The following is an 18,508-nucleotide window of genomic DNA, read 5'->3' on the forward strand; positions in this document are numbered from 1 at the left end:
TAGATCAGGGAATGTGTACAAACTTTATTAATCAATCTTGCAGTCCCATTGGAAAATTGATAGATTTCATCAATAGCCGCCTCCGTAAAAATGTCTCTTTGCGCTCCGGCACTCATCAAGTGTTGCTTTACATATTCACCTACTTGAGATCGGTCGTAATTCTGGAACTTTAGAATTGTCTTCTTTTTTGAGTAGTTAGGTTCCCTGCATCTCTTACTCATTTGTTTGATCGTAACTTTTTATTCTTTTGTTGATAAGTAAACAGTGCGTTCATGTCGCTTTTGATGTTGCAGGCCGCGTGTTGCTTACATCCATCGAGTTAACTGGAATTAGCGAGTAATTCAGTTCCAACATGGTTTATCGCTAGTATATTTCTATACGGCAAAATATTTATACTCAGTACTTAGGCTATTTCTTTCTTACTAATTTTATTCTTCGACGGCGATTCCGGCAGCTTTGAAGTGTCCATAGGCAACGATTTTACTAAATTGTGATGAAACTTCTTCCACAGGAAGGGGCAAATCGTTTTTGATCCACCAAATGATGACCCCCATAAAAGCTGATACGAGATATTCGAGTAGCAATTCTTTCGATATTTTTAAAGTAGATTTTCCCTGAGAAGAAGTCCAGCCCTCATTTAACTTATCTTTAATAATCTTCTCCATTTTTGACTGAAACAAATAAATTTTATTCTCTCCAACTAACATCGCTTGATAATAAGAGGTATTATGCGCAATGTGCTCCAATATAGTCTGCATGACGGTCTCGAGTGTAGAAATACTAAAAGGTCTCATGCTGATAGGACATTGAGCGATTGCGTTTTTTATTTCCTCCAATAACTCATCCACACATTTATCTAATAAATCAGGCTTATCTTGGTAATGAAGATAGAAAGTGTTTCGATTGATCATTGCGCGATCGGCAATATCCTGGATCGTTATGGCTTCATAGCCTTTTTCCTGAATAAGTTCATAAAATGCCTTTCGAATCGATTGGTTCGTCCGCAATACCCTTAGATCGGTTTTCTTGTTCATTTTTTCGTCCCCTCTCAAAAAATAAATTTAGATCGTTAAGCGACAAATTTCTACGAATTGTATATTATCCATCAAAAACAAAAATATTGGATATTGTTTATGGTATCTCCTCTTATTATAATGGGTATTAGATAAATAAACAACATATCGTTCATTATTTATCTGATGCCTATAAATTTGAAGGAGGGGAAGTAAAGTGGAAGTTAATAGTTAGGAATTGGTCAATCAGGGATTATACTAATCTAACTTAAAGAATGTGAAATTTAATAAATACGGAGGTTTTTGAAATGACAATAAATACTAAAAATGAGCTTGTTCGTAAGGCAGTCGCCGTGCTGGAAAGTTTTGAGAGCGGCAACCCCGAAGCGATTACGGCTTACGTTCATCCAGATCAATATATTCAGCACAATCAGTCCTTACTCGATGGTCGTGATGCCATGCTTGGCGCACTTGATCATTTAAAGGAAATAGGTACAAAGGTAAGTGTTAAGCGTGCGTTAGTGGACGGAAATTATGTTGTACTTCATTCTGAATATGATTTTTTCGGCCCCAAAATCGTTTTTGATATATTTCGTTTTGAGAATGGACTGATCGTTGAACATTGGGATAATTTGCAAGAAAAGGTAGAAAAGACACCAAGCAATCATACGATGATTGACGGACCGACCACAATTAAGGATATAGACAAGACCGTTGCAAACAAAGAATATGTTAAAAGTTTTGTAGAGAATATCTTAGTTGGAAAGAACCCAGATCTGCTTACCTCATACTTTGATGGGGATAACTACATTCAGCATAGTCCACATATTGCAGATGGCCTTTCCGGTCTTCACGCTGCAATGCAGGCACTCGAGGAGAAAGGTATTACATTTCAATACACTCAAGTTCATCAGATTATCGGACAAGGTGATTTTGTTCTTGTGGTGAGTGAAGGTCTATTTAATGGTCAGCATACTGCTTTCTATGATTTGTTCCGCGTAGAGGATGGAAAAATCGCCGAGCATTGGGACGTAATCGAAACCATATTGCCGGAAGAGAAGCGAAAAAATTCGAACAGTAGATTTTGAAGTTTGTCTAGCGGAATCGCAGAAAAACATCGCCACATTAAATGACGGCGATGTTTTTCGTATCACAGACATATCTGAGCGATAAATTAATCATCAAAGAAATAAAAGAGTGTTGCTTCAACAATGCTTAACTAAAGAAATGAGGTATCTCTTAATGCAAACCAATCATAGAATTCAAAGGAATAATGAAGAGTTATTATTAGGCGTTCTTGTCTTTACACTCATTATCGCCGTCATGAATTTAACCATGTTTAATGTTGTACTTCCAGATATCAGTAAACAGTTTCAGCTTTCACTATCACAAGCAGGCTGGATCGTCACGAGTTATATGATTGTCTATGCAATTGGCTCGTTAACTTATGGAAAATTGTCAGACACATATAGCTTAAAGAATTTGTTGACCTTTGGTCTATTACTTTTTGCAATTGGATCAGTTGTTGGTTTGGTGGCTATTAAATTTTTGATGCTTATTGTGGGACGAATTGTACAAGCAGCTGGTGCATCTGTCATTCCAGCGATTTCAATGATCGTTCCGGTTCGTTACTTTTCACCCGAAAAACGTGGACGTGCTTTGGGTACCGTTGCAATCGGGTTCGCACTAGGTTCGGCTTTAGGTCCGATTGTGGCCGGGGTGACAAGCAGTATGTGGAACTGGAAAGTTTTATTTGTGATTTCCCTTCTATCGTTGCTGACATTGCCAATGTATCGTAAATATTTAAATGATGAAAAGCGGAGTGCCGGCAAAATGGATTTTATCGGCGGAACACTTTTGGCAGGTACAGTAGCCACCTTGTTACTGGCTTTAACAAATGGGAATATATGGTTTGTTACGACCGGGACCATTTTCTTTATTTTGTTCTTATTACGTATTTTCTACGCTTCAGCGCCATTTATAGATCCGGCTATATTTCGAAACAAATCGTTTTCATTCAGTCTTATCATTGCTTTCGTAATGATTGGAGTTAGCTTTGCTATTCCATTTATTACACCTCAGTTACTCTCTTCTATAAACCAATTGTCAGCGGCTTTCATTGGAATTGTTATGTCGCCGGCAGCTCTTGTGGCTGCATTATTGGGACGGAGGGGAGGACAGTTGGCTGATGAAAAGGGAAATCCGTTTCTTGTGTATACTGCAGCAACACTTCTTATTATCGGTTTTATCTGTTTGTCTTCAGTCGTCGGCATGTCGCCAGTCCTTATTGCAATCTTTCTTATTTTTGCTGTCCTAGGTCAGTCATTCATGCTAATCGCTATGTCGAACACTGTTTCACAAACGCTATCAAAAGAGCATACGGGAGTAGGAATGGGTTTGTTTACCATGATCACTTTTATTTCAGCAGCTGTATCAACAGCTGCGATCGGCAAGGTACTTGATTTTGGCACATCGACCATTCGCTTAAATCCGCTAAATCAAAATAGCGCTTCTTTTATATATAGCAACATTTTTCTAGCACTAGCCATTCTAGTTGTTGTGACGGTTACATTTTATTATGTACAATTTGGGCGTAAAAAGGCTAAGGTCAAAAAATTCTTAAGGGAGAAAGTTGAATGAACAAAAGTAAGAGCCACTCCAGAGTAAGGAGTGGCCCATTCTTCTATGTTGATAAATATCTTTTTGTGGTTCGATGATGTTTTGTGCTTTGATACTGTACAGTGAATCGTACCACAAGTAGGTTAATTCAATACTCAATAGTCACGAGGAATTTTGAGTATACAATATATTTTTTTCTCACCAACCCGCCATTAAAATGGTTATCTCTTTAGTAGGCACATTCAAATAAATAACTAGTCAATTAATGGAAAAAGATACAAAACTATCCTTTGGTTATGTTTTAATGTAATGGAGAGAAAACAAAAAACAAACCAAAGGATATAGATACTATGATACTGAACTTTTTTGCAAAATTCAAAGACATATACATGATACTATCCATAAATTAACTGGTTCAGATAAAACAATAGCCTTGGCCAAACCCGCCAAAGCTTATGGAAGAGGTGGTCAATCATTTGTAGCTGAGGAATTTAACGTTAGTCGGGATACCATTAGAAAGGGCCTTTACGAGCTGGAAACAGGAATCTGTTGTGAAGATGCTTTTCATTTGAGAGGCAGAAAAAAGGCGGAAGAAAAATTATCGAATCTTCTAAAGGACATAAAGGAAATCGTGGATAGTCAGAGTCAGAGCCAGACAGACCCGACTTTTTACCAGACTTACTGTTGAGCAAATAAGGGAACAACTGATTGAAAAAGGCTATACAGAATTTTTTCTAAAGTCTCTCTTTTGCGAAAACTGGCTTATTATTATTTTTAATGTACCTAATTCAGAGATGTATAGGAACTAGTTTTTAAAATGAGAGAGCACGATGGGTGAACAATTATAATTATAAAATAAAAGTGGGCTGAGGCTTTGGGGAGTGAGGAGGTATCACTGATAATAGAGGTGATATCTCATTTTATTTTAAAAGGGTGTTCAAAAAGTCCCGCAAAAATGACAATGCGAATTTCTTCGTTGGCTTGTTTCTCCGCTGCTCATGTATTCAGGATAAGGATCTTCTGTGTTGCCCACGTTTTGTGGGCAACACAGAAGTCAGCATATTGATTAAAATAATATGGTTCCCTACCAAAAATAAAATTTGGTAGGGGAATTTTAGATATGTCTAACACTTACTTCTTAAACAAATTGGTTCGGTTGTATTACCTACTCTTTCTGGGGGAGTCGGGATACCCCGGATATGAAACTATATATTGTTTTTCCTTTCGCAACGCATTCATTAATTCCGGTCCTACATTTAGGTTCTGTTGTACTATTTGATGAGGGGTAAGCGCCATCCACTGATTTAGTGAAACATCTTCAAAGCGGTCACTCTTAAACATCTCCAAAGCCCACACGGTTTGATTACCTGTGTTTTGGATGTAGTGACCAAAGGCACGCGGTACATATCCTACATCCCCAGCACGATAATTGAAAGTACGAGCCGTACCATTCGGTGCCATAACCGTCATGCGAGCTGTACCTGAGATATAATATTGCCATTCATCATTGTTTGGATGCCAATGCATTTCTCTCATTGCGCCCGGTTTGATTTCCAACAAAGAAGCAGCAATTTGAGTGGCAATAGGAAAGTTGGTTGAATCGACTATACGTACGGTACTCCCGCCCGGAGTAACAATGGGCTGTTGTGCAAGTAGTCGATGTGTAAAGGTTTCTGGTACCATACCTTGTGGGTCTGCTACCTGTTGACTTTCGAGTGGACCAGGAATAGTTCCTTGGAAAATGTATAGTTGATGATTTGGAATATGGGCAAAAGCGCTTGTTGGAACACCGAAATTAGCTGAAAGGACGTCCTTTGGCGTATGTGAGAACCAATCGGAGATACTTAAAGTATTGAGGTCAGAGAAGTTACCGTCAGGAAAGGCGAGCAAAAATTCGCAACCTTCTTCCAATCCTTGAATTGAATGTGGAATTCCAGGAGGGAAGTACCATAGGTCTCCTTTGCCTACGTCAGCAATGAAGTTCCTCCCGTTCTGGTCAACTGATGTAATGCGTGCTCGCCCCACAAGCATGATTGCCCATTCCGCTTGCTGATGCCAATGTAATTCACGCACACCACCTGGAGTAAGAGCCATATTCACCCCAGAAATCGTGGTCGCAATTGGAAGTTGTCTAACTGTCACTTCGCGTGACCAGCCACCATGATTTAACTGCATATGGGAATCGGAGAAAGAAAACTTTAAGTTAGGAAGCATCCCAGCATCGGTGGCGGGCGGAACAAGCATGTCGGGGTTCTCGTAGTCTCGCATAATGTCCCTTGGACCTAAATCCCACCAACCAGCGCCATCATTCCTTATCGGTTGTGGTATATTTCCGAAGAAGGCTTGATTTCGTGGTCTATTTTCCATACGGTTCATCACCTTTCTCGCTGTGTATTAGTCTAATCTTATGCAGAGTAAGTTGAAATTATAATTTGTCCTCTTTGGTAGGAATTATTATTTCAAATTATAATGCTGCATTAAATTAATTAATTGACAGTAAAAGAGTAGATTCCGAAGCAAAACCGGACGAAGCATTCTGCGATAAACCCCGGCGTATACAGCGCTGGGGATGTGGCATCGCAAATGCATCAGACGATTGCTGCCGCTTCTATGGGCGCATTTACTGCAGCGTTCATAAACAATGAACTTAAAATAGAGGCTTGGAGAAAAAACGGGGGGAGATTTTTACCAAAAGAATAATGAAGTAAAAAAAACATCCTCAGAATCTGCACGGGATTAACTGGAGTTTCTACTCGATAAAGAAATGTCCGGGGCGAAAAAGACCACGAAACTCAACCAATAATCCAGATACTTGGCTGAGTTTTGTCAAAATGGCCATATATTTTGTGAATCGTTGCCGTACCGTAATAATAGAAGATTGTTTCATCATAAATTTACCCTGTGTTTAACTTTTTGCCTCGGCTTGATGGCTCACGAGGTTTAATGAGCGATCTAACAAGGTAATCAAGATGAGGACCAAGGTAACGCCGCCACAAAATAAACCAATATGGTGAATCCCTGGTGTATTCGCCCCGGATTTCAGAAACAGGCCGTTTGCCGCAGAAGCTAAGATAGCGCCCAAGTACATAAACGTTCGGAGTAAACCGGCTGAAGCACCAATTTGTCTTCGATTCGCTTGATAATAGACGGCATTTTGGTTACCCAGATTCAGCAAGCCTTGTGGTATCCCTAACAGAAGAACAATTATGGCTATAAATACAACACTCGTTGTATGATGTGTAAAGAGCAGCAATGTAACAGCAATGAATTGAACAATGCTGCCGGCAATCAATTTTAAACGGATGGCGGGACTTTTTCCTGTCACCTGGGTCACGATAATCGCCGTTAAAGACATGGGCAACATCAACAGCCCACCAATGGAGGCGGATAGCCCCCTTCCGTCTTCCAGCCATTGAGGGAATCCATAAATGAAGGAATAAGCAACTAAACCTGAAAGTAAACCTCTGGCATAAGTGAGTACCAGGGGGATATTTCCGCTGAATACGCGAATATCGATAAAAGGATTTTTCATTTTCAACTCGGCAATCACAAAAATCCCCCCTGCTATTACCGCAACCAATAGAAAAGCACTCTTCGACAAACCTGGATTCATCAAAAACAGCAAAAGAGTGGTTAAGGTGATGCCAAATAAAATGATTCCCGTAAAATCAATAGAAAGGAGCTTTTTCTCTTCTCCGGCGGCCTTTGATGAGACCTTTGGGAAGCGGAAGTAGCCCAATAGAATACAAGCAAGCGATAAAGGGATATTGACGATAAAGATACTTTGCCAGCCCCCGGTACCAATGAGCACGCCCCCTAATGCAGGCCCGATCACGGCAATCGTTTGGTTCGCAATCCCGAGCGTTGCCAGTATGCTACTTGGGCTTTCTTCGCCTGTTCGTTCAGCTTCACTGCGAATAAGATACATGGATGCGGGATAACCGGCACAGGTTCCCAACCCGAGTAGAATTCTTGCAACGACCAGCCACCAAAAACTCGGGGCAAAAATGGCGATGAAACTGGAGATTCCGACTAGAGATGTTGCAATTAAAAAGAGCAACCGGGGACCGAAAAGATCAATCAGCTTCCCAACCACAGGCTGCCCAATCGCAGTGGCAAGATATAAAGCGGAAACAAGCCATGCTGTTTGCGAAGGCGGAACATCAAATGCCTGCCCAATTGGAATTAACGCCACTGACATAATAGAAGAGTTGATAGGATTGAGGATTGAACCTAAAATCATGGGCAATATCAGTTTTTGATTAAAATGATTATTACTTGCAGCCTCGTTTTTCTTATTTCCAGCGTAAAACAAGTTTTTTTCCTTCCTTCGATAATCCGATTTAGTCAGGCCTGTTCCACCGTTTCCGAAACAGGCCCTTGTTGTTCAATCCAATGTGTCGATCCAGGCGTCGACCGTCATTACATTTGCCTGCACAGGGAATAATTTCTCCATCAGCATGTGATGAACTTCAGGATCGCCATCATGACAGGCATCCTTTAGTACGGTTAGTGAATAATCTTTATCTGCAGCCTCCCGCAATGTCGATAGCACGACACCGCTCGTGGTAATACCGCTAAGAATGAGTGTATCGATTTCCTGAGCGCTCAGGATGACCTCAAGATTGCTGCCGGAAAAGGCGCTCACCCGATATTTTGTGACAACCGGTTCGTTTTCTAGAGGCTTAACGGATGGATGAATCTGTGTCGCTTCATCGAAAATCGTCATACCGCCATATTCGGCAACCCGGGCATAAATTGGACTTTGTCGGTTGAGTTCCGGATAACCTTTGCTGAATCCGAGACGTATAAAAATAACCGGGATATTGTGTGCACGGGCACTTGCAATCGCTTTTTGATTTGGCTGCAGCACCTCCTCGTTTCTGGCAAAACGTGATACCATCCCGTTTTGCATATCCATGACCAATAATGCAGCTTTTCCAGAATGATTTTGCATGAATTGTCAACTCCCGTTTATTTGGTTAATATTAAGAAGTGGAGATATCTCCATTTCATAATAAACGGAGATGTCTCCGATTGTCAAGGGTTTGCTTTGAATTTTTGGGAGTGATGAAGATGAAGGATGGAAAAATAGGCTTTACACATACGGAACGCCGCGATGCTGCCGCGAACCGCCAGCGAATATTGGATACGGCCATCAGGTTGTTTGAACAACATGGGGTTGAACAGGTCAGCATGAATCAAATTGCCACAAAAGCCGGAATCGGACCGGGAACGCTTTATCGTCGCTATAGAAACAAAGGAGAATTATGTCTAGATTTAATAAAAGACAATGTTGTTTTATGTTTCGAAGACATTCAAGCATATTTGGAGCACAATCACAAAGACCCGCCGGAGCAGCGATTAAAAGGCATTCTCCGCTTATTTCTCCGTTTCAGGGAAAGCAAAATACAATTGCTGAAAGGTGTCGAGGATTCCGCGTCAACAAATCGAAAAAAATCAGGAACACGCAGTCCTTTATATGATGAATTGCACCGGTTGCTGGTAGAGCTGTTTAATGAGATGAATAAAGAAACAGTAGCCGTTCGAAACAACATCTTCAAAGCCGACATGTTACTTGAGGCATTAAAAAGTGATGGCTACCTGTTCCAACGGGAAGTACGGGGATATTCACCTGAGGAGATTTTGGAACTACTCTATACAACATTTATTCTACATCGATGAAAGAAGTCGAAAATAATTTCACCTGCTGATAATCATCAAAGAGAAGGAGGGCAAGTAGGATCTTATTCGTTACTCTAGAAGTTGCTCGATTGCGTAATCCCTGGATCTATACGATGACCTCCATGTTGTTGGTATTTCGGATTATCGTGTGGAAAGTCACTAAATAGATTTTCTATTAAACTAATAAGTTCCCTATAACTGAAAGAAGAACAAGATGTTATCGTTACTGATAAGCACTTGTTTTTCTTTTTTACACATATTTTTGACGAATGACATTAATCTTCAAAAAAGTAAAAATGTACTAATCAAACTATAGCGTTTTAACAGGCGAATTTAACATCGCCTTTTTAAAATAGGTTTTCGGAGGGGGTACTAAGCACGCCCTTTTATAAGACACGTCAGGATTAAGAAGGCTATCGCCGTGTTTATTAATTTTTCGCTTGGTTGCATCCCACTCGATATCTCAAGCTTAGCTTTAAATTGTTATGGAATTGTTGCGTTTGTACTCTTCTGGTACAAGTATAGTAGACTGATAAAATAAGGATAAGAGTGTCTCATAAGACTTGTATCAAAAATAAAAGTGGTATTTTGGGGGAATTTGGTTATGCTCATGTTAGTTTGTTGAACAGAACCCTTCAATTTCAGCAACTAAACGATATGGGCAATCTCGATCCCATCCGTTTGGCCGATAGCGCGTTGCTCGAAATCCTTACCACTTCGCTTATCAAAAAAATATGTGCTGTTCATCTTGACGCGTCATATTATTAATAGTAATATCATTACTATGAAAAACAACATGATTAAAAAATCACCTGTCGCTTTAGCCATACTTTGTTTTTTGATTGAGGAGCCTATGCATCCTTATCGTATGCAACAGCTTATTAAAGAGAGGGGGAAAGATGAGGTTATTAACGTTCGTCATCGAACGAGTATTTACCAAACGATTGATCGTTTACATCGAGACGAGGCCATTGCCATCCAAGAAAAGAAAAAGAATGAAGGGAGACCCGATTTAATTGTTTATGAAATCACGGATTTAGGTCGAAATGCTGCCTATTCATGGATCCGGGAAATGATTTCTACACCGGCTCAGGAGTTTTTAGAGTTTCCTGCTGCCGTGTCTTTTCTGGCATTGTTAACGCCTGAAGATGTCGCATTGCTCTTCCAACAAAGAGTAAGCGCTCTTGAAAAGACACTCTCACATCTTGAAGATCAATTTCAGAAAGGAGCATCGGTGGGGCTGCCGCGCTTATTTTTACTGGAGGCTGAATATCAACAAAAAGTACTTGCGGCAGAAAAGGAATGGATCCAATCCATCATCGAGGATATTCATGCTAGAAAGCTGAAATGGAGCATGGAAGAGCTGCGCGAGAAAGAAAACTAACTTATATAAGAAAGGTTGATTTTTAATGAATACACGATTAAATAAATCTTCGTCATTCGATGAAACGGTGCCTGTCCTCGTGGTTGGAGGAAGTCTGATAGGCCTGTCATTCTCCCTTTTTCTGGCTCGACAGGGAATGAAGCCATTAGTCGTTGAGCGTCATCCAGGAACGTCCATTCACCCGCGCGTTTCGAGCCTAACGGCCAGAACGATGGAAATTTTCCGTTCAGCAGGGATCGAGGAGGAGATTCGCCGTGAAGAACCCCCTTTTCCGCGGGAGTTTGGCATTATGTTTGTAGAGAGTTTGGCTGGGCAAGTGTTTGATAATCTGATGGAAGATATGAGTGCTTACTTTACGGATGCTAGTCCAGTTGAAGGAAACGGTATGGCACAAGATCTGCTGGAGCCGGTTCTCCGGACACAGGCCGAGCAAGCCGGTGTCGATTTGCGCTACAACACAGAGTTGATCGAATTCGAAGCTGACGAGGATGGCGTCTCGGCCATGATTCGTGATCGAATCAGCGGCGAAACACGCCGTGTCCGAACCAAGTATATGGTAGGAGCGGATGGGAGTAAAAGTGGAACCCGTAGACAATTAGATATTGGCCAACATGGAGAAGGTACGCTTTTCCATCTGATCAGCGTCGTTTTTGATGCAGACATTCATGAACTGTTTAGAAGGCAAAACGCGCATATGTGTTTTTTCGCCAACGATACCGTAAGCGGAAGTCTTGTATTGTATCCTGGAACTTTCAGGCGGCCTCATATATACCGGTTGGATGTTATATATGATCCCGAAGAGGAAACAATTGACGATTATCCGGAGGAACGTTGTATTGCATTAGTTCGGGCAGCAATCGGCATTCCTGACATCCCTGTTAAGATCAAAAAAGTATTGACTTGGGAAATGGCCGCTCGCGTAGCAGATCGCTTCCAACAAGGCCGCATTTTTCTAGTTGGCGATTCCGCACGGGTTCAACCTCCAAGCGGCGGTTTGGGAGGCAACACTGGCATTGCCGAGGCGCAGAACCTTGCTTGGAAGCTGGCCGCCGTCTTGCGCGGTGAAGCCGGTTCGGGTTTGCTTGCGACATACGATGTTGAACGGCGGCCTGTAGCGGATTATACGGCAGAGCAGGTCGTCATGCTTTCTCAGCAGCGTGAACACGAGGGATCGGATGGAATTACAGTAAGTACCCTGGATGTCAATATGGGGTATCGTTATCAAGACGGGGCATTTGTACCGGAAGCGGACGGAAAGAACCTTCCGATTGTACAGTCGCCCGAGTTATGGAAGGGACAGCCGGGAACCCGTGCGGCACACATCGTTCTCGAACGGGACGGAGTTACCATTTCTTCATTAGATCTATTTGGTTCTCGATTTGTCTTACTCGTTGGATCAAACGGGCAAAACTGGGTGGAGGTTGCTAAACATGTTAAAGATACACTCCGTCTCCTGATAGATATTTATCAGGTTGGTGGTCACGAAGGTGACTTCAGCAATCCCAAAAACGATTTTCTTGACGCATACGGAATAACTTCCTCAGGGGCTATCATCGTGCGGCCTGATGGGTATATCGGATGGCGAAAACCGGGTACTGAGGAGAATAAGGAAGAAATGGAAAAAGTGTTAACCAATGCCCTGTCGACCATCCTTTTTCGCTAAAACAATTATATCAATTAAGGAAAGGAAAATCATTATGCTTACATTTGAATATACCGAAATCTATGATTATCCCGCATCTGTCGTTTTTTCACGCCTCATTGATCTAAAGGGGCGACCTTCTTGGATTAAAGGCATTATGGAGGCTCGAGTCACTCCTGAAGGACCGGCTCAGTTGGGGAGCAAGTATTTCGAAAGTGGAAAATACTCAGGCTTCAAGAGTGAAAAAAACATGATCGTGACCGAGCTTGTTCAGGATCAATTGTTGACAATGGAGACAGTTCCCGATGAAAAACAATCGTTTCGTGAAAGCTATCGTATTGAGCCGATCTCGGATCAATCTTGCCGTGTTCATTTCTCAATTGAAGTTGACAACGTTCCAAAGGTAGCTGAATTTTTCATGCGTCAATCAATGAAGAAAGAGCAGCCGCAAACAGCTGCCGGCTTGAAGGCTGTCCTTAAGGGTTAACCCCCATACAGTTGCTGCAGTGCGAGAGTGGTATAGGTTTCAGCATCGCCTGCTAAGTATAGGACTTAAACTAGTTCTAAATTTGTAACCGTAATACGTCATTTTTTTGTTGTTTATCTTAATTATTAAGATAAATGGAGTTGGACTGTCACGATTGAAGGCGGGGATTCATTCAATGACGAACAACTAGTAATCTATAATATCCACTGGTGTATTTCTATAACTCGCTGAAAGCAATCGGATTCCCTTCGTTCAATCCAGAATATTACACTTGCCCCAATCATGCTAGTACAGGTGACCGATGTTCTAACAACATCGGCTTTACTGATTCTCTATAGTCGGTTTACGAAGGTCATCGGTAAGATTTCGAAGAGATTGACAGGAGAGAATCAAGTAATCGAGTATGGTCTGTAACTCCTCTTGACTGTACTTCGAGTAGAGTTCAAGCATGGCATCGTTTAATGGAGTGAATGCCTTTTTAATCGTATGCAATTGCGAATAGAGCGGCTCGGCATAGACCACTCTGAGATCGTTAGGATCCTTCGTCCGACGGATATAGCCCGCTTTTTCCAGGCGATTTAGCACGCTTGTAATAGCACCCGTGGTTAGTCCCGTCCATTCAGCTAGCTGTCCTGCAGTGGCTCTTCCTCTGCTTAGAATCAAATCTAAGCACTTATGATCTGTAATGTTAAGGCCAAGATGCCCAGCTATCGCTTGATGGAACATGACGGTTTGAGTGGATAACTGTTTGGAAGCTTCTAAAAGTGCTAGATGAAGGTCTTTTTGTGTCGGTCGCATCATACATACCACCTTTCATTGATTTCGATTTATAAAGTATAGCATAAAGGGATCCATTCACTGAGCGATATATGTTGGGCAATCTTAACTAAAGTTTAGGAGCTCTTAACCAGCCTTAAGACTGAGGTAAAGGTAACGACTGATTGATATTATGAAATAAACATGGTTCATTCATGTATCTTAATAATTAAGATAAATTTCAGGAAAAGAGGGAATAGTCGTGTTCGAATTTCTTATGGGAGTAGAATTTTTGTTATTACTGGTACTAGTGGGTGTCTCAGGGGCTACTGGCTATGCCGCGAATCACCTCAAATATGTGAGAGAGAGTGAATCGAGCTTCCGATTATGGCTAAAAGCAGCCAAAATTGGCGTCTACATCGGTACCGCCCTAATCATGGTTTGGGTACTGGATATTATAATAATTTTTGTGAATTACGGATGGCTATTTATCATGGACCGGGTCTTGAACCTATTGCCTCTGTTAAGCTTGCCAGCGGCAATTGTGTTGATCTTTGCGCTGCCTAACTTATCGAGGGAAACCAATAAAAAGTCTTCACTGTTCTTTATTGTGTCTGTACATGTCATGACTGTGGGAGCAGTACTTGCCTTTTTTCTAGTAACGATAGACATTCCTGCCATTCCTAATACAAAAGATCTTTTGATTTATGGTGGGGCACTGATCACTTCAGCAGGTCTGCTATGGCTTTACCATGGAAGAAGGATAAGGCTTCTGGAAAATCGGCTTCCCCGATATAGCATAAGAATCGTAAGAGGAGCTGTATATTTCGTTTTGGTGTTTGTAGTTGCCATAACAGGATTAGTCGTTTCTCAAAAGATGAGTGAATTTCCCGGCAGGATGAATATGGTTCATCACCATACTGCCGATTTTGGGGGTGGAGATTCCAGCTTAGATAAAAATACAAATGCCCACCATGACGGTCATGATTCCAATTCAGACAGTAAGTCGATTAGTGTTGTGGAGTTGAAAGGACCTCAAACAGACATACCAGACAAAAAATACGTCCTCTACGCTGAGACAAAGAAGATTCGTCTTGCTTCCGGCGAATCCATTGAAGCGTGGACATTTAATGGACAGAGCCCAGGCCCAGAGCTTGTCGCCAATGAAGGAGATTTGGTGGAAGTACGATTGGTGAATAAAAATATCGATAGTGGGGTTACCATTCATTGGCACGGAGTAGATGTCCCTAATGGTGAGGATGGAGTGGCCGGGATGACGCAGGACGCCGTCATGCCTGGAGAGTCATATACCTATCGTTTTGTCGTAAAAGAAGTGGGAACTCATTGGTATCATTCTCACCAGCAGTCCTCCGTCCAAGTGCAAAAGGGGCTATTCGGGGCATTTATCATACATCCATCTAGTCAATATCAACATGAAACAAAAACGATGGATACGACGATTGTCGCTCATGATTGGATCACTCCGGACGGCAGGAATATTCCAGCCCTCGATACGGCAGATACATTCCAAAGAAAAACGGTTAATACGGGAACACCCATACGGCTCCGTCTCATAAATGCGGGTAATTTAACTCGCACGTTTTCTTTAAACGGCGTTCCTTTCAAGGTTGTAGCCATCGATGGGTATGAGTTGAATGAGCCAGGTACTCTGACGACTAGTTTATTACGAATCGGAGGAGGGGGGCGTTACGATATCGAATTCATCATGCCTGACACTGCCGTTACGCTGGCAATGCTAATGGAAGGCAAACCAATAGGAATAGTGTATAGCCCAGACGGACATGGGAAACGAAATGTGCTCGATGAAGGAGAGATTTTAGATATTACTAAATATGGATCACCGGCACAGGCTTCATTCAATACCTCGACCGTGTTCGACAGAACGTTTACACTCATTCTAGATCAGACCTATTTTGGAGTCTATAACGGAGAGGCAGGACAACAGTGGGTTATTAACGGAAAAACGTTTCCTGATACTCCGACCCTTATGGTCAAGGAGGGAGATCTTGTGAAGACAACATTTGTAAATCGGAGTTTTGCCGATCATCCGATGCACCTTCATGGACACCATGTCCAAGTCATTAGTAAAAATGGAAAACCGATTAGTGGTAGCCCACTTGTCCTAGATACTGTAAATATTGAACCCGGCGAGACGTTTGAAGTTGCTTTCTTGGCAAATAATCCCGGACTATGGATGGATCACTGCCACAATCTAGATCATGCCCAAAAAGGAATGACAATGCATGTGGCTTATGAAAATGTATACACTCCTTTCGCGATAGGAAGTGAGACGGGTAATAGTCCGGAATAGGCTTGATCATGATTACGAGTATTCCAAAGAGCTGGCAACATTCGTCTTAAATACGGGCAAAATAGCCGAGATTGGATTTTTTAATGGAAATGGTTGTCTCGGCTTTCCATCCATTTCTTACATTCGTCAGGAGTACGTAGTTAATACAGCAGTATAGATATCGAAGCTTGTTACTTGCTTCCCATACTCGGGTCGTGTGGCCGAAACGGTTTTAATGCTTAAAATAGAGACAATCGCTGAAGGCGAGACCCTTAACACTCTAAAAGCAGCATTATTAGATGTAAATACTGACACTCAACTGCAAGATGATCATTAATAAAATCATATTAGAATAGTTTTTTTCTTAATATATAAATCTATTGACGGTACTAGTTGTATATAGGTAAGAATCTAATAATTACAAAGTATTGTTAATTTCGCAAAAAAGGGATTCGGTTCACTTTTCCTGAAGCTGTGCGCGCCAGCTTCCCCATAAAAGAACAACTCCATCATTTTGTATCAACCCTCTTAATTCGCTTTATACGCAATCTCATTCACCCTAACCTTCTGAAAGCCGTATTTGAAAAATAATTCAATTGAGGCACTGAATATTTGCTCGATTTTTTTGTTTCCGTCGTTCGTAACCGTTTTGCTACCATGATAGTTGGTTAAGCTGTCTGTTCGCTCTTTCTCGGCAATAATTGACGAGTAGCCATTGCGGTGACTCCAACAAAGGCAGCCGTTACTCCAATCAACAAAGCTGTACCGCCGATGGGATATAAAATACTACCGATCATCGGTGCTGCTGCCATACCCAAATAACGGACAAAGTTGTAGACCCCCATCGCAGTTGCTCGCTCTTGAACAAATTCTGCCGATAATAAGGTTGGCATCACAGGCATTGCCAGTCCACTTACAAAACCGGTAAGCATTAATGCAATAAGCAATGTTATAAGCGAAAGCTGGGCGGCAAAAACAAAAATAACAAGACTGGCCACTATAAAAAAGCTGACCCAAAACAATGATTTTACAGAACCAATTTTGGTTTGAAGTTTTCCGCTGAGTTTACTGCCAACAAGATTAAACGCCATTAACACCAGGGAAAAAACCCCGATAGTGGCAGCGCCCAAATTATATTGGGACGCCAATATCGTGGGTAGGAATACAATAAATGTGTAAAAGAGATCATAAAGAACGAAACCGCTCAACAACAAGACACGACCGGTTTTGCTTTGAAAAATCCGTCCAAATGCTTTTAGTCCAAGCTGTTTTCTTTTACCTGTGGTAGTTGAAATTGTTGGCATGGTTTCGGGTAACAAGAACAAGGCGGTAAACATAATGAGAACGGCACTGGCCGCCGCAAAACCAAAGGCGCCAGTGTACCCGGATACAGATCCGATCAGGCCGCCAATTAAAGGCCCAACAGCAGGGGATATCCCCAATATCATTTGGTATGTGGCCATACTCTCAGCCCGCTTTTCACCTTCAAATACATCTCCGATCATGGTTGCAGCAACCAAAGGTACTGCAGCCGCACCAATTCCTTGAATGACGCGGAAAACGAGAAGCATGTCAATAGAGAAAGAAAACATACATCCAATCGTAGCCAGTACATAGATAATCATCCCGGGAATTAGAATTCTTTTGCGGCCGCTGCGATCGACGACAGGTCCAAGCACAACCTGCATCACGGCCATCGCGACCGTAAATAAAGTAACTGTGAGGTTAACTAATGATAAAGAAGTGTGAAGATCACGCTGAAGGTCTGGGAGCAATGGAACGTACAAACTTTGACCGAGAGAAACAATCGCGGCAGAAAGTCCAAGCACCAATAAAATCTTTCGTTTGTTCATAAAAATTCCTCCTGTTTTTATTGACTGTCTGTCAGTCAGTGTGTAAAATAAGTTTATACTTTGACTGACTATCAGTCAACATGTATGATTAAAAATATGACAGGAGTGAACAAAAAGGAGACTTATAATAATGCCGAGAATTTCTAAAGACCCACAGGAGCGCAGAGATGAGATTTTGAATGCCGCGATCAAGTTGTTTGCCACAAAGGGGTATGAGCATACCTCCGTCAGAGATATCGTCAAGAAAGTTGGAGTTGCGCAGGGAACGTTCTACTACTATTTTCAATCCAAAGAAGAAATCATCAATGCCGCATGTGAACGCACCTTGGCCTCACGACTTGAAAAAGCGAAGCACTTAGTCGAAAGTACTCAATGGAATGCTTTAGAGAAGCTTACACGGATCTTTACGGAAGCTTCTCCGAATGAACAAGATGTGGACGTACTTGAATACATTCATCAAGAAAACAACATCACAATGCATCAAAAATGGATTGTTGCCGAAATTATGGCCTTACTTCCCTATGCAAAACAAATCGTTAGACAAGGTGTAGAAGAAGGGGCATTCAATGCACAGCAACCAGAACTAGCTGTAGAATTTTTACTGGTGGGCGCTTCCTTCTGGTTGGACAAAGGGATTTTTTCATGGAATGAACAAGAATATATAGAGAAAAGGCAAGCACTGACTGATATTATTGATCGTTTGCTTGTCAGTGGCCCTCACGCTTCTCTCGACTCTCAATAAATTTAAGGAAGGCAGG

General features: G+C 41.7%; 14 protein-coding genes and 2 pseudogenes. 9 read left to right on the forward strand and 7 right to left on the reverse strand.

Annotated features, from left to right (window positions below):
* Positions 1-428 precede the first annotated feature (428 nt).
* Positions 429-1,034 (reverse strand): TetR/AcrR family transcriptional regulator, encoded by a 606-nt coding sequence (locus tag MUB24_RS13360; protein WP_244704867.1) that lies wholly within the window; start codon positions 1,032-1,034, stop codon positions 429-431.
* A 287-nt stretch (positions 1,035-1,321) separates the two neighbouring features.
* Here MUB24_RS13360 and MUB24_RS13365 point away from each other — a divergent pair, with 287 nt between their 5' ends.
* From MUB24_RS13365 to MUB24_RS23830, 3 genes and pseudogenes are all read left to right on the forward strand, one after another.
* Positions 1,322-2,101 (forward strand): nuclear transport factor 2 family protein, encoded by a 780-nt coding sequence (locus MUB24_RS13365; RefSeq protein WP_244704869.1) that lies wholly within the window; start codon positions 1,322-1,324, stop codon positions 2,099-2,101.
* A gap of 154 nt (positions 2,102-2,255) precedes the next feature.
* Complete coding sequence (locus MUB24_RS13370) at positions 2,256-3,653, forward strand: MFS transporter (protein ID WP_244704871.1); 1,398 nt, start codon at positions 2,256-2,258, stop codon at positions 3,651-3,653.
* A 329-nt stretch (positions 3,654-3,982) separates the two neighbouring features.
* Positions 3,983-4,360: pseudogene (locus tag MUB24_RS23830) on the forward strand (ISAzo13 family transposase); the annotation flags it as partial.
* Between the two features lie 433 nt (positions 4,361-4,793).
* Here the strand turns inward: MUB24_RS23830 and MUB24_RS13375 are convergent.
* From MUB24_RS13375 to MUB24_RS13385, 3 genes are all read right to left on the reverse strand, one after another.
* Positions 4,794-5,999 (reverse strand): oxalate decarboxylase family bicupin, encoded by a 1,206-nt coding sequence (locus MUB24_RS13375; protein WP_244704873.1) that lies wholly within the window; start codon positions 5,997-5,999, stop codon positions 4,794-4,796.
* 538 nt (positions 6,000-6,537) lie between these two features.
* On the reverse strand, positions 6,538-7,947 hold the full coding sequence (locus MUB24_RS13380) for an MFS transporter (protein ID WP_244704875.1): 1,410 nt from the start codon (positions 7,945-7,947) through the stop codon (positions 6,538-6,540).
* Positions 7,948-8,019: 72 nt separating this feature from the next.
* Positions 8,020-8,589: a cysteine hydrolase family protein gene (locus MUB24_RS13385; RefSeq protein ID WP_244704877.1), complete on the reverse strand. Its 570-nt coding sequence runs from the start codon at positions 8,587-8,589 to the stop codon at positions 8,020-8,022.
* Positions 8,590-8,708: 119 nt separating this feature from the next.
* Here MUB24_RS13385 and MUB24_RS13390 point away from each other — a divergent pair, with 119 nt between their 5' ends.
* From MUB24_RS13390 to MUB24_RS13405, 4 genes are all read left to right on the forward strand, one after another.
* Positions 8,709-9,317 carry a TetR/AcrR family transcriptional regulator gene (locus tag MUB24_RS13390; protein ID WP_244704879.1) on the forward strand — a complete coding sequence of 203 codons (609 nt, stop codon included), beginning with the start codon at positions 8,709-8,711 and terminating at the stop codon, positions 9,315-9,317.
* A gap of 796 nt (positions 9,318-10,113) precedes the next feature.
* Positions 10,114-10,701 carry a PadR family transcriptional regulator gene (locus MUB24_RS13395; RefSeq protein WP_244704881.1) on the forward strand — a complete coding sequence of 196 codons (588 nt, stop codon included), beginning with the start codon at positions 10,114-10,116 and terminating at the stop codon, positions 10,699-10,701.
* A gap of 25 nt (positions 10,702-10,726) precedes the next feature.
* Entirely contained in the window at positions 10,727-12,364 is a 1,638-nt protein-coding gene (locus MUB24_RS13400) for an FAD-dependent monooxygenase (protein WP_244704883.1), read from the forward strand.
* A 34-nt stretch (positions 12,365-12,398) separates the two neighbouring features.
* On the forward strand, positions 12,399-12,830 hold the full coding sequence (locus tag MUB24_RS13405; protein WP_244704886.1) for an SRPBCC family protein: 432 nt from the start codon (positions 12,399-12,401) through the stop codon (positions 12,828-12,830).
* A gap of 321 nt (positions 12,831-13,151) precedes the next feature.
* Here MUB24_RS13405 and MUB24_RS13410 read toward each other — a convergent pair whose 3' ends face one another.
* Positions 13,152-13,631, reverse strand: coding sequence for a MarR family winged helix-turn-helix transcriptional regulator (locus tag MUB24_RS13410; RefSeq protein WP_244704887.1), 480 nt, complete (start codon positions 13,629-13,631; stop codon positions 13,152-13,154).
* A 217-nt stretch (positions 13,632-13,848) separates the two neighbouring features.
* On the opposite strand from MUB24_RS13410, the gene MUB24_RS13415 reads away from it, so the two are divergent.
* A complete protein-coding gene (locus tag MUB24_RS13415) occupies positions 13,849-15,918 on the forward strand; it encodes a multicopper oxidase family protein (RefSeq protein WP_244704890.1) in 2,070 nt (689 codons plus the stop codon).
* Between the two features lie 513 nt (positions 15,919-16,431).
* Here the strand turns inward: MUB24_RS13415 and MUB24_RS13420 are convergent.
* Together MUB24_RS13420 and MUB24_RS13425 are read right to left on the reverse strand one after the other, a co-directional pair.
* Positions 16,432-16,546, reverse strand: a pseudogene (locus MUB24_RS13420) (TetR/AcrR family transcriptional regulator); the annotation flags it as partial.
* Positions 16,547-16,565: 19 nt separating this feature from the next.
* Positions 16,566-17,750, reverse strand: a complete 1,185-nt coding sequence (locus tag MUB24_RS13425) for an MFS transporter (RefSeq protein WP_244704892.1) — start codon at positions 17,748-17,750, stop codon at positions 16,566-16,568.
* Positions 17,751-17,880: 130 nt separating this feature from the next.
* Between MUB24_RS13425 and MUB24_RS13430 the strand changes: the two genes are divergently transcribed.
* A complete protein-coding gene (locus tag MUB24_RS13430) occupies positions 17,881-18,492 on the forward strand; it encodes a TetR/AcrR family transcriptional regulator (RefSeq protein WP_244704894.1) in 612 nt (203 codons plus the stop codon).
* Positions 18,493-18,508: the final 16 nt, after the last annotated feature.

This window comes from Lederbergia sp. NSJ-179 (genome assembly GCF_022867885.1).
In the GTDB taxonomy this organism is placed as follows: domain Bacteria; phylum Bacillota; class Bacilli; order Bacillales; family Bacillaceae_C; genus Lederbergia.

Bases quoted from the DNA above. Each gene is read 5' to 3' on its own strand.
- MUB24_RS13410 (WP_244704887.1), bottom strand. From the start codon at position 13,631: ATGATGCGACCGACACAAAAAGACCTTCATCTAGCACTTTTAGAAGCT.
- MUB24_RS13370 (WP_244704871.1), top strand. From the start codon at position 2,256: ATGCAAACCAATCATAGAATTCAAAGGAATAATGAAGAGTTATTATTA.
- MUB24_RS13360 (WP_244704867.1), bottom strand. From the start codon at position 1,034: ATGAACAAGAAAACCGATCTAAGGGTATTGCGGACGAACCAATCGATT.
- MUB24_RS13390 (WP_244704879.1), top strand. From the start codon at position 8,709: ATGAAGGATGGAAAAATAGGCTTTACACATACGGAACGCCGCGATGCT.
- MUB24_RS13385 (WP_244704877.1), bottom strand. From the start codon at position 8,589: ATGCAAAATCATTCTGGAAAAGCTGCATTATTGGTCATGGATATGCAA.
- MUB24_RS13375 (WP_244704873.1), bottom strand. From the start codon at position 5,999: ATGGAAAATAGACCACGAAATCAAGCCTTCTTCGGAAATATACCACAA.
- MUB24_RS13365 (WP_244704869.1), top strand. From the start codon at position 1,322: ATGACAATAAATACTAAAAATGAGCTTGTTCGTAAGGCAGTCGCCGTG.
- MUB24_RS13405 (WP_244704886.1), top strand. From the start codon at position 12,399: ATGCTTACATTTGAATATACCGAAATCTATGATTATCCCGCATCTGTC.
- MUB24_RS13395 (WP_244704881.1), top strand. From the start codon at position 10,114: ATGATTAAAAAATCACCTGTCGCTTTAGCCATACTTTGTTTTTTGATT.
- MUB24_RS13430 (WP_244704894.1), top strand. From the start codon at position 17,881: ATGCCGAGAATTTCTAAAGACCCACAGGAGCGCAGAGATGAGATTTTG.
- MUB24_RS13425 (WP_244704892.1), bottom strand. From the start codon at position 17,750: ATGAACAAACGAAAGATTTTATTGGTGCTTGGACTTTCTGCCGCGATT.
- MUB24_RS13400 (WP_244704883.1), top strand. From the start codon at position 10,727: ATGAATACACGATTAAATAAATCTTCGTCATTCGATGAAACGGTGCCT.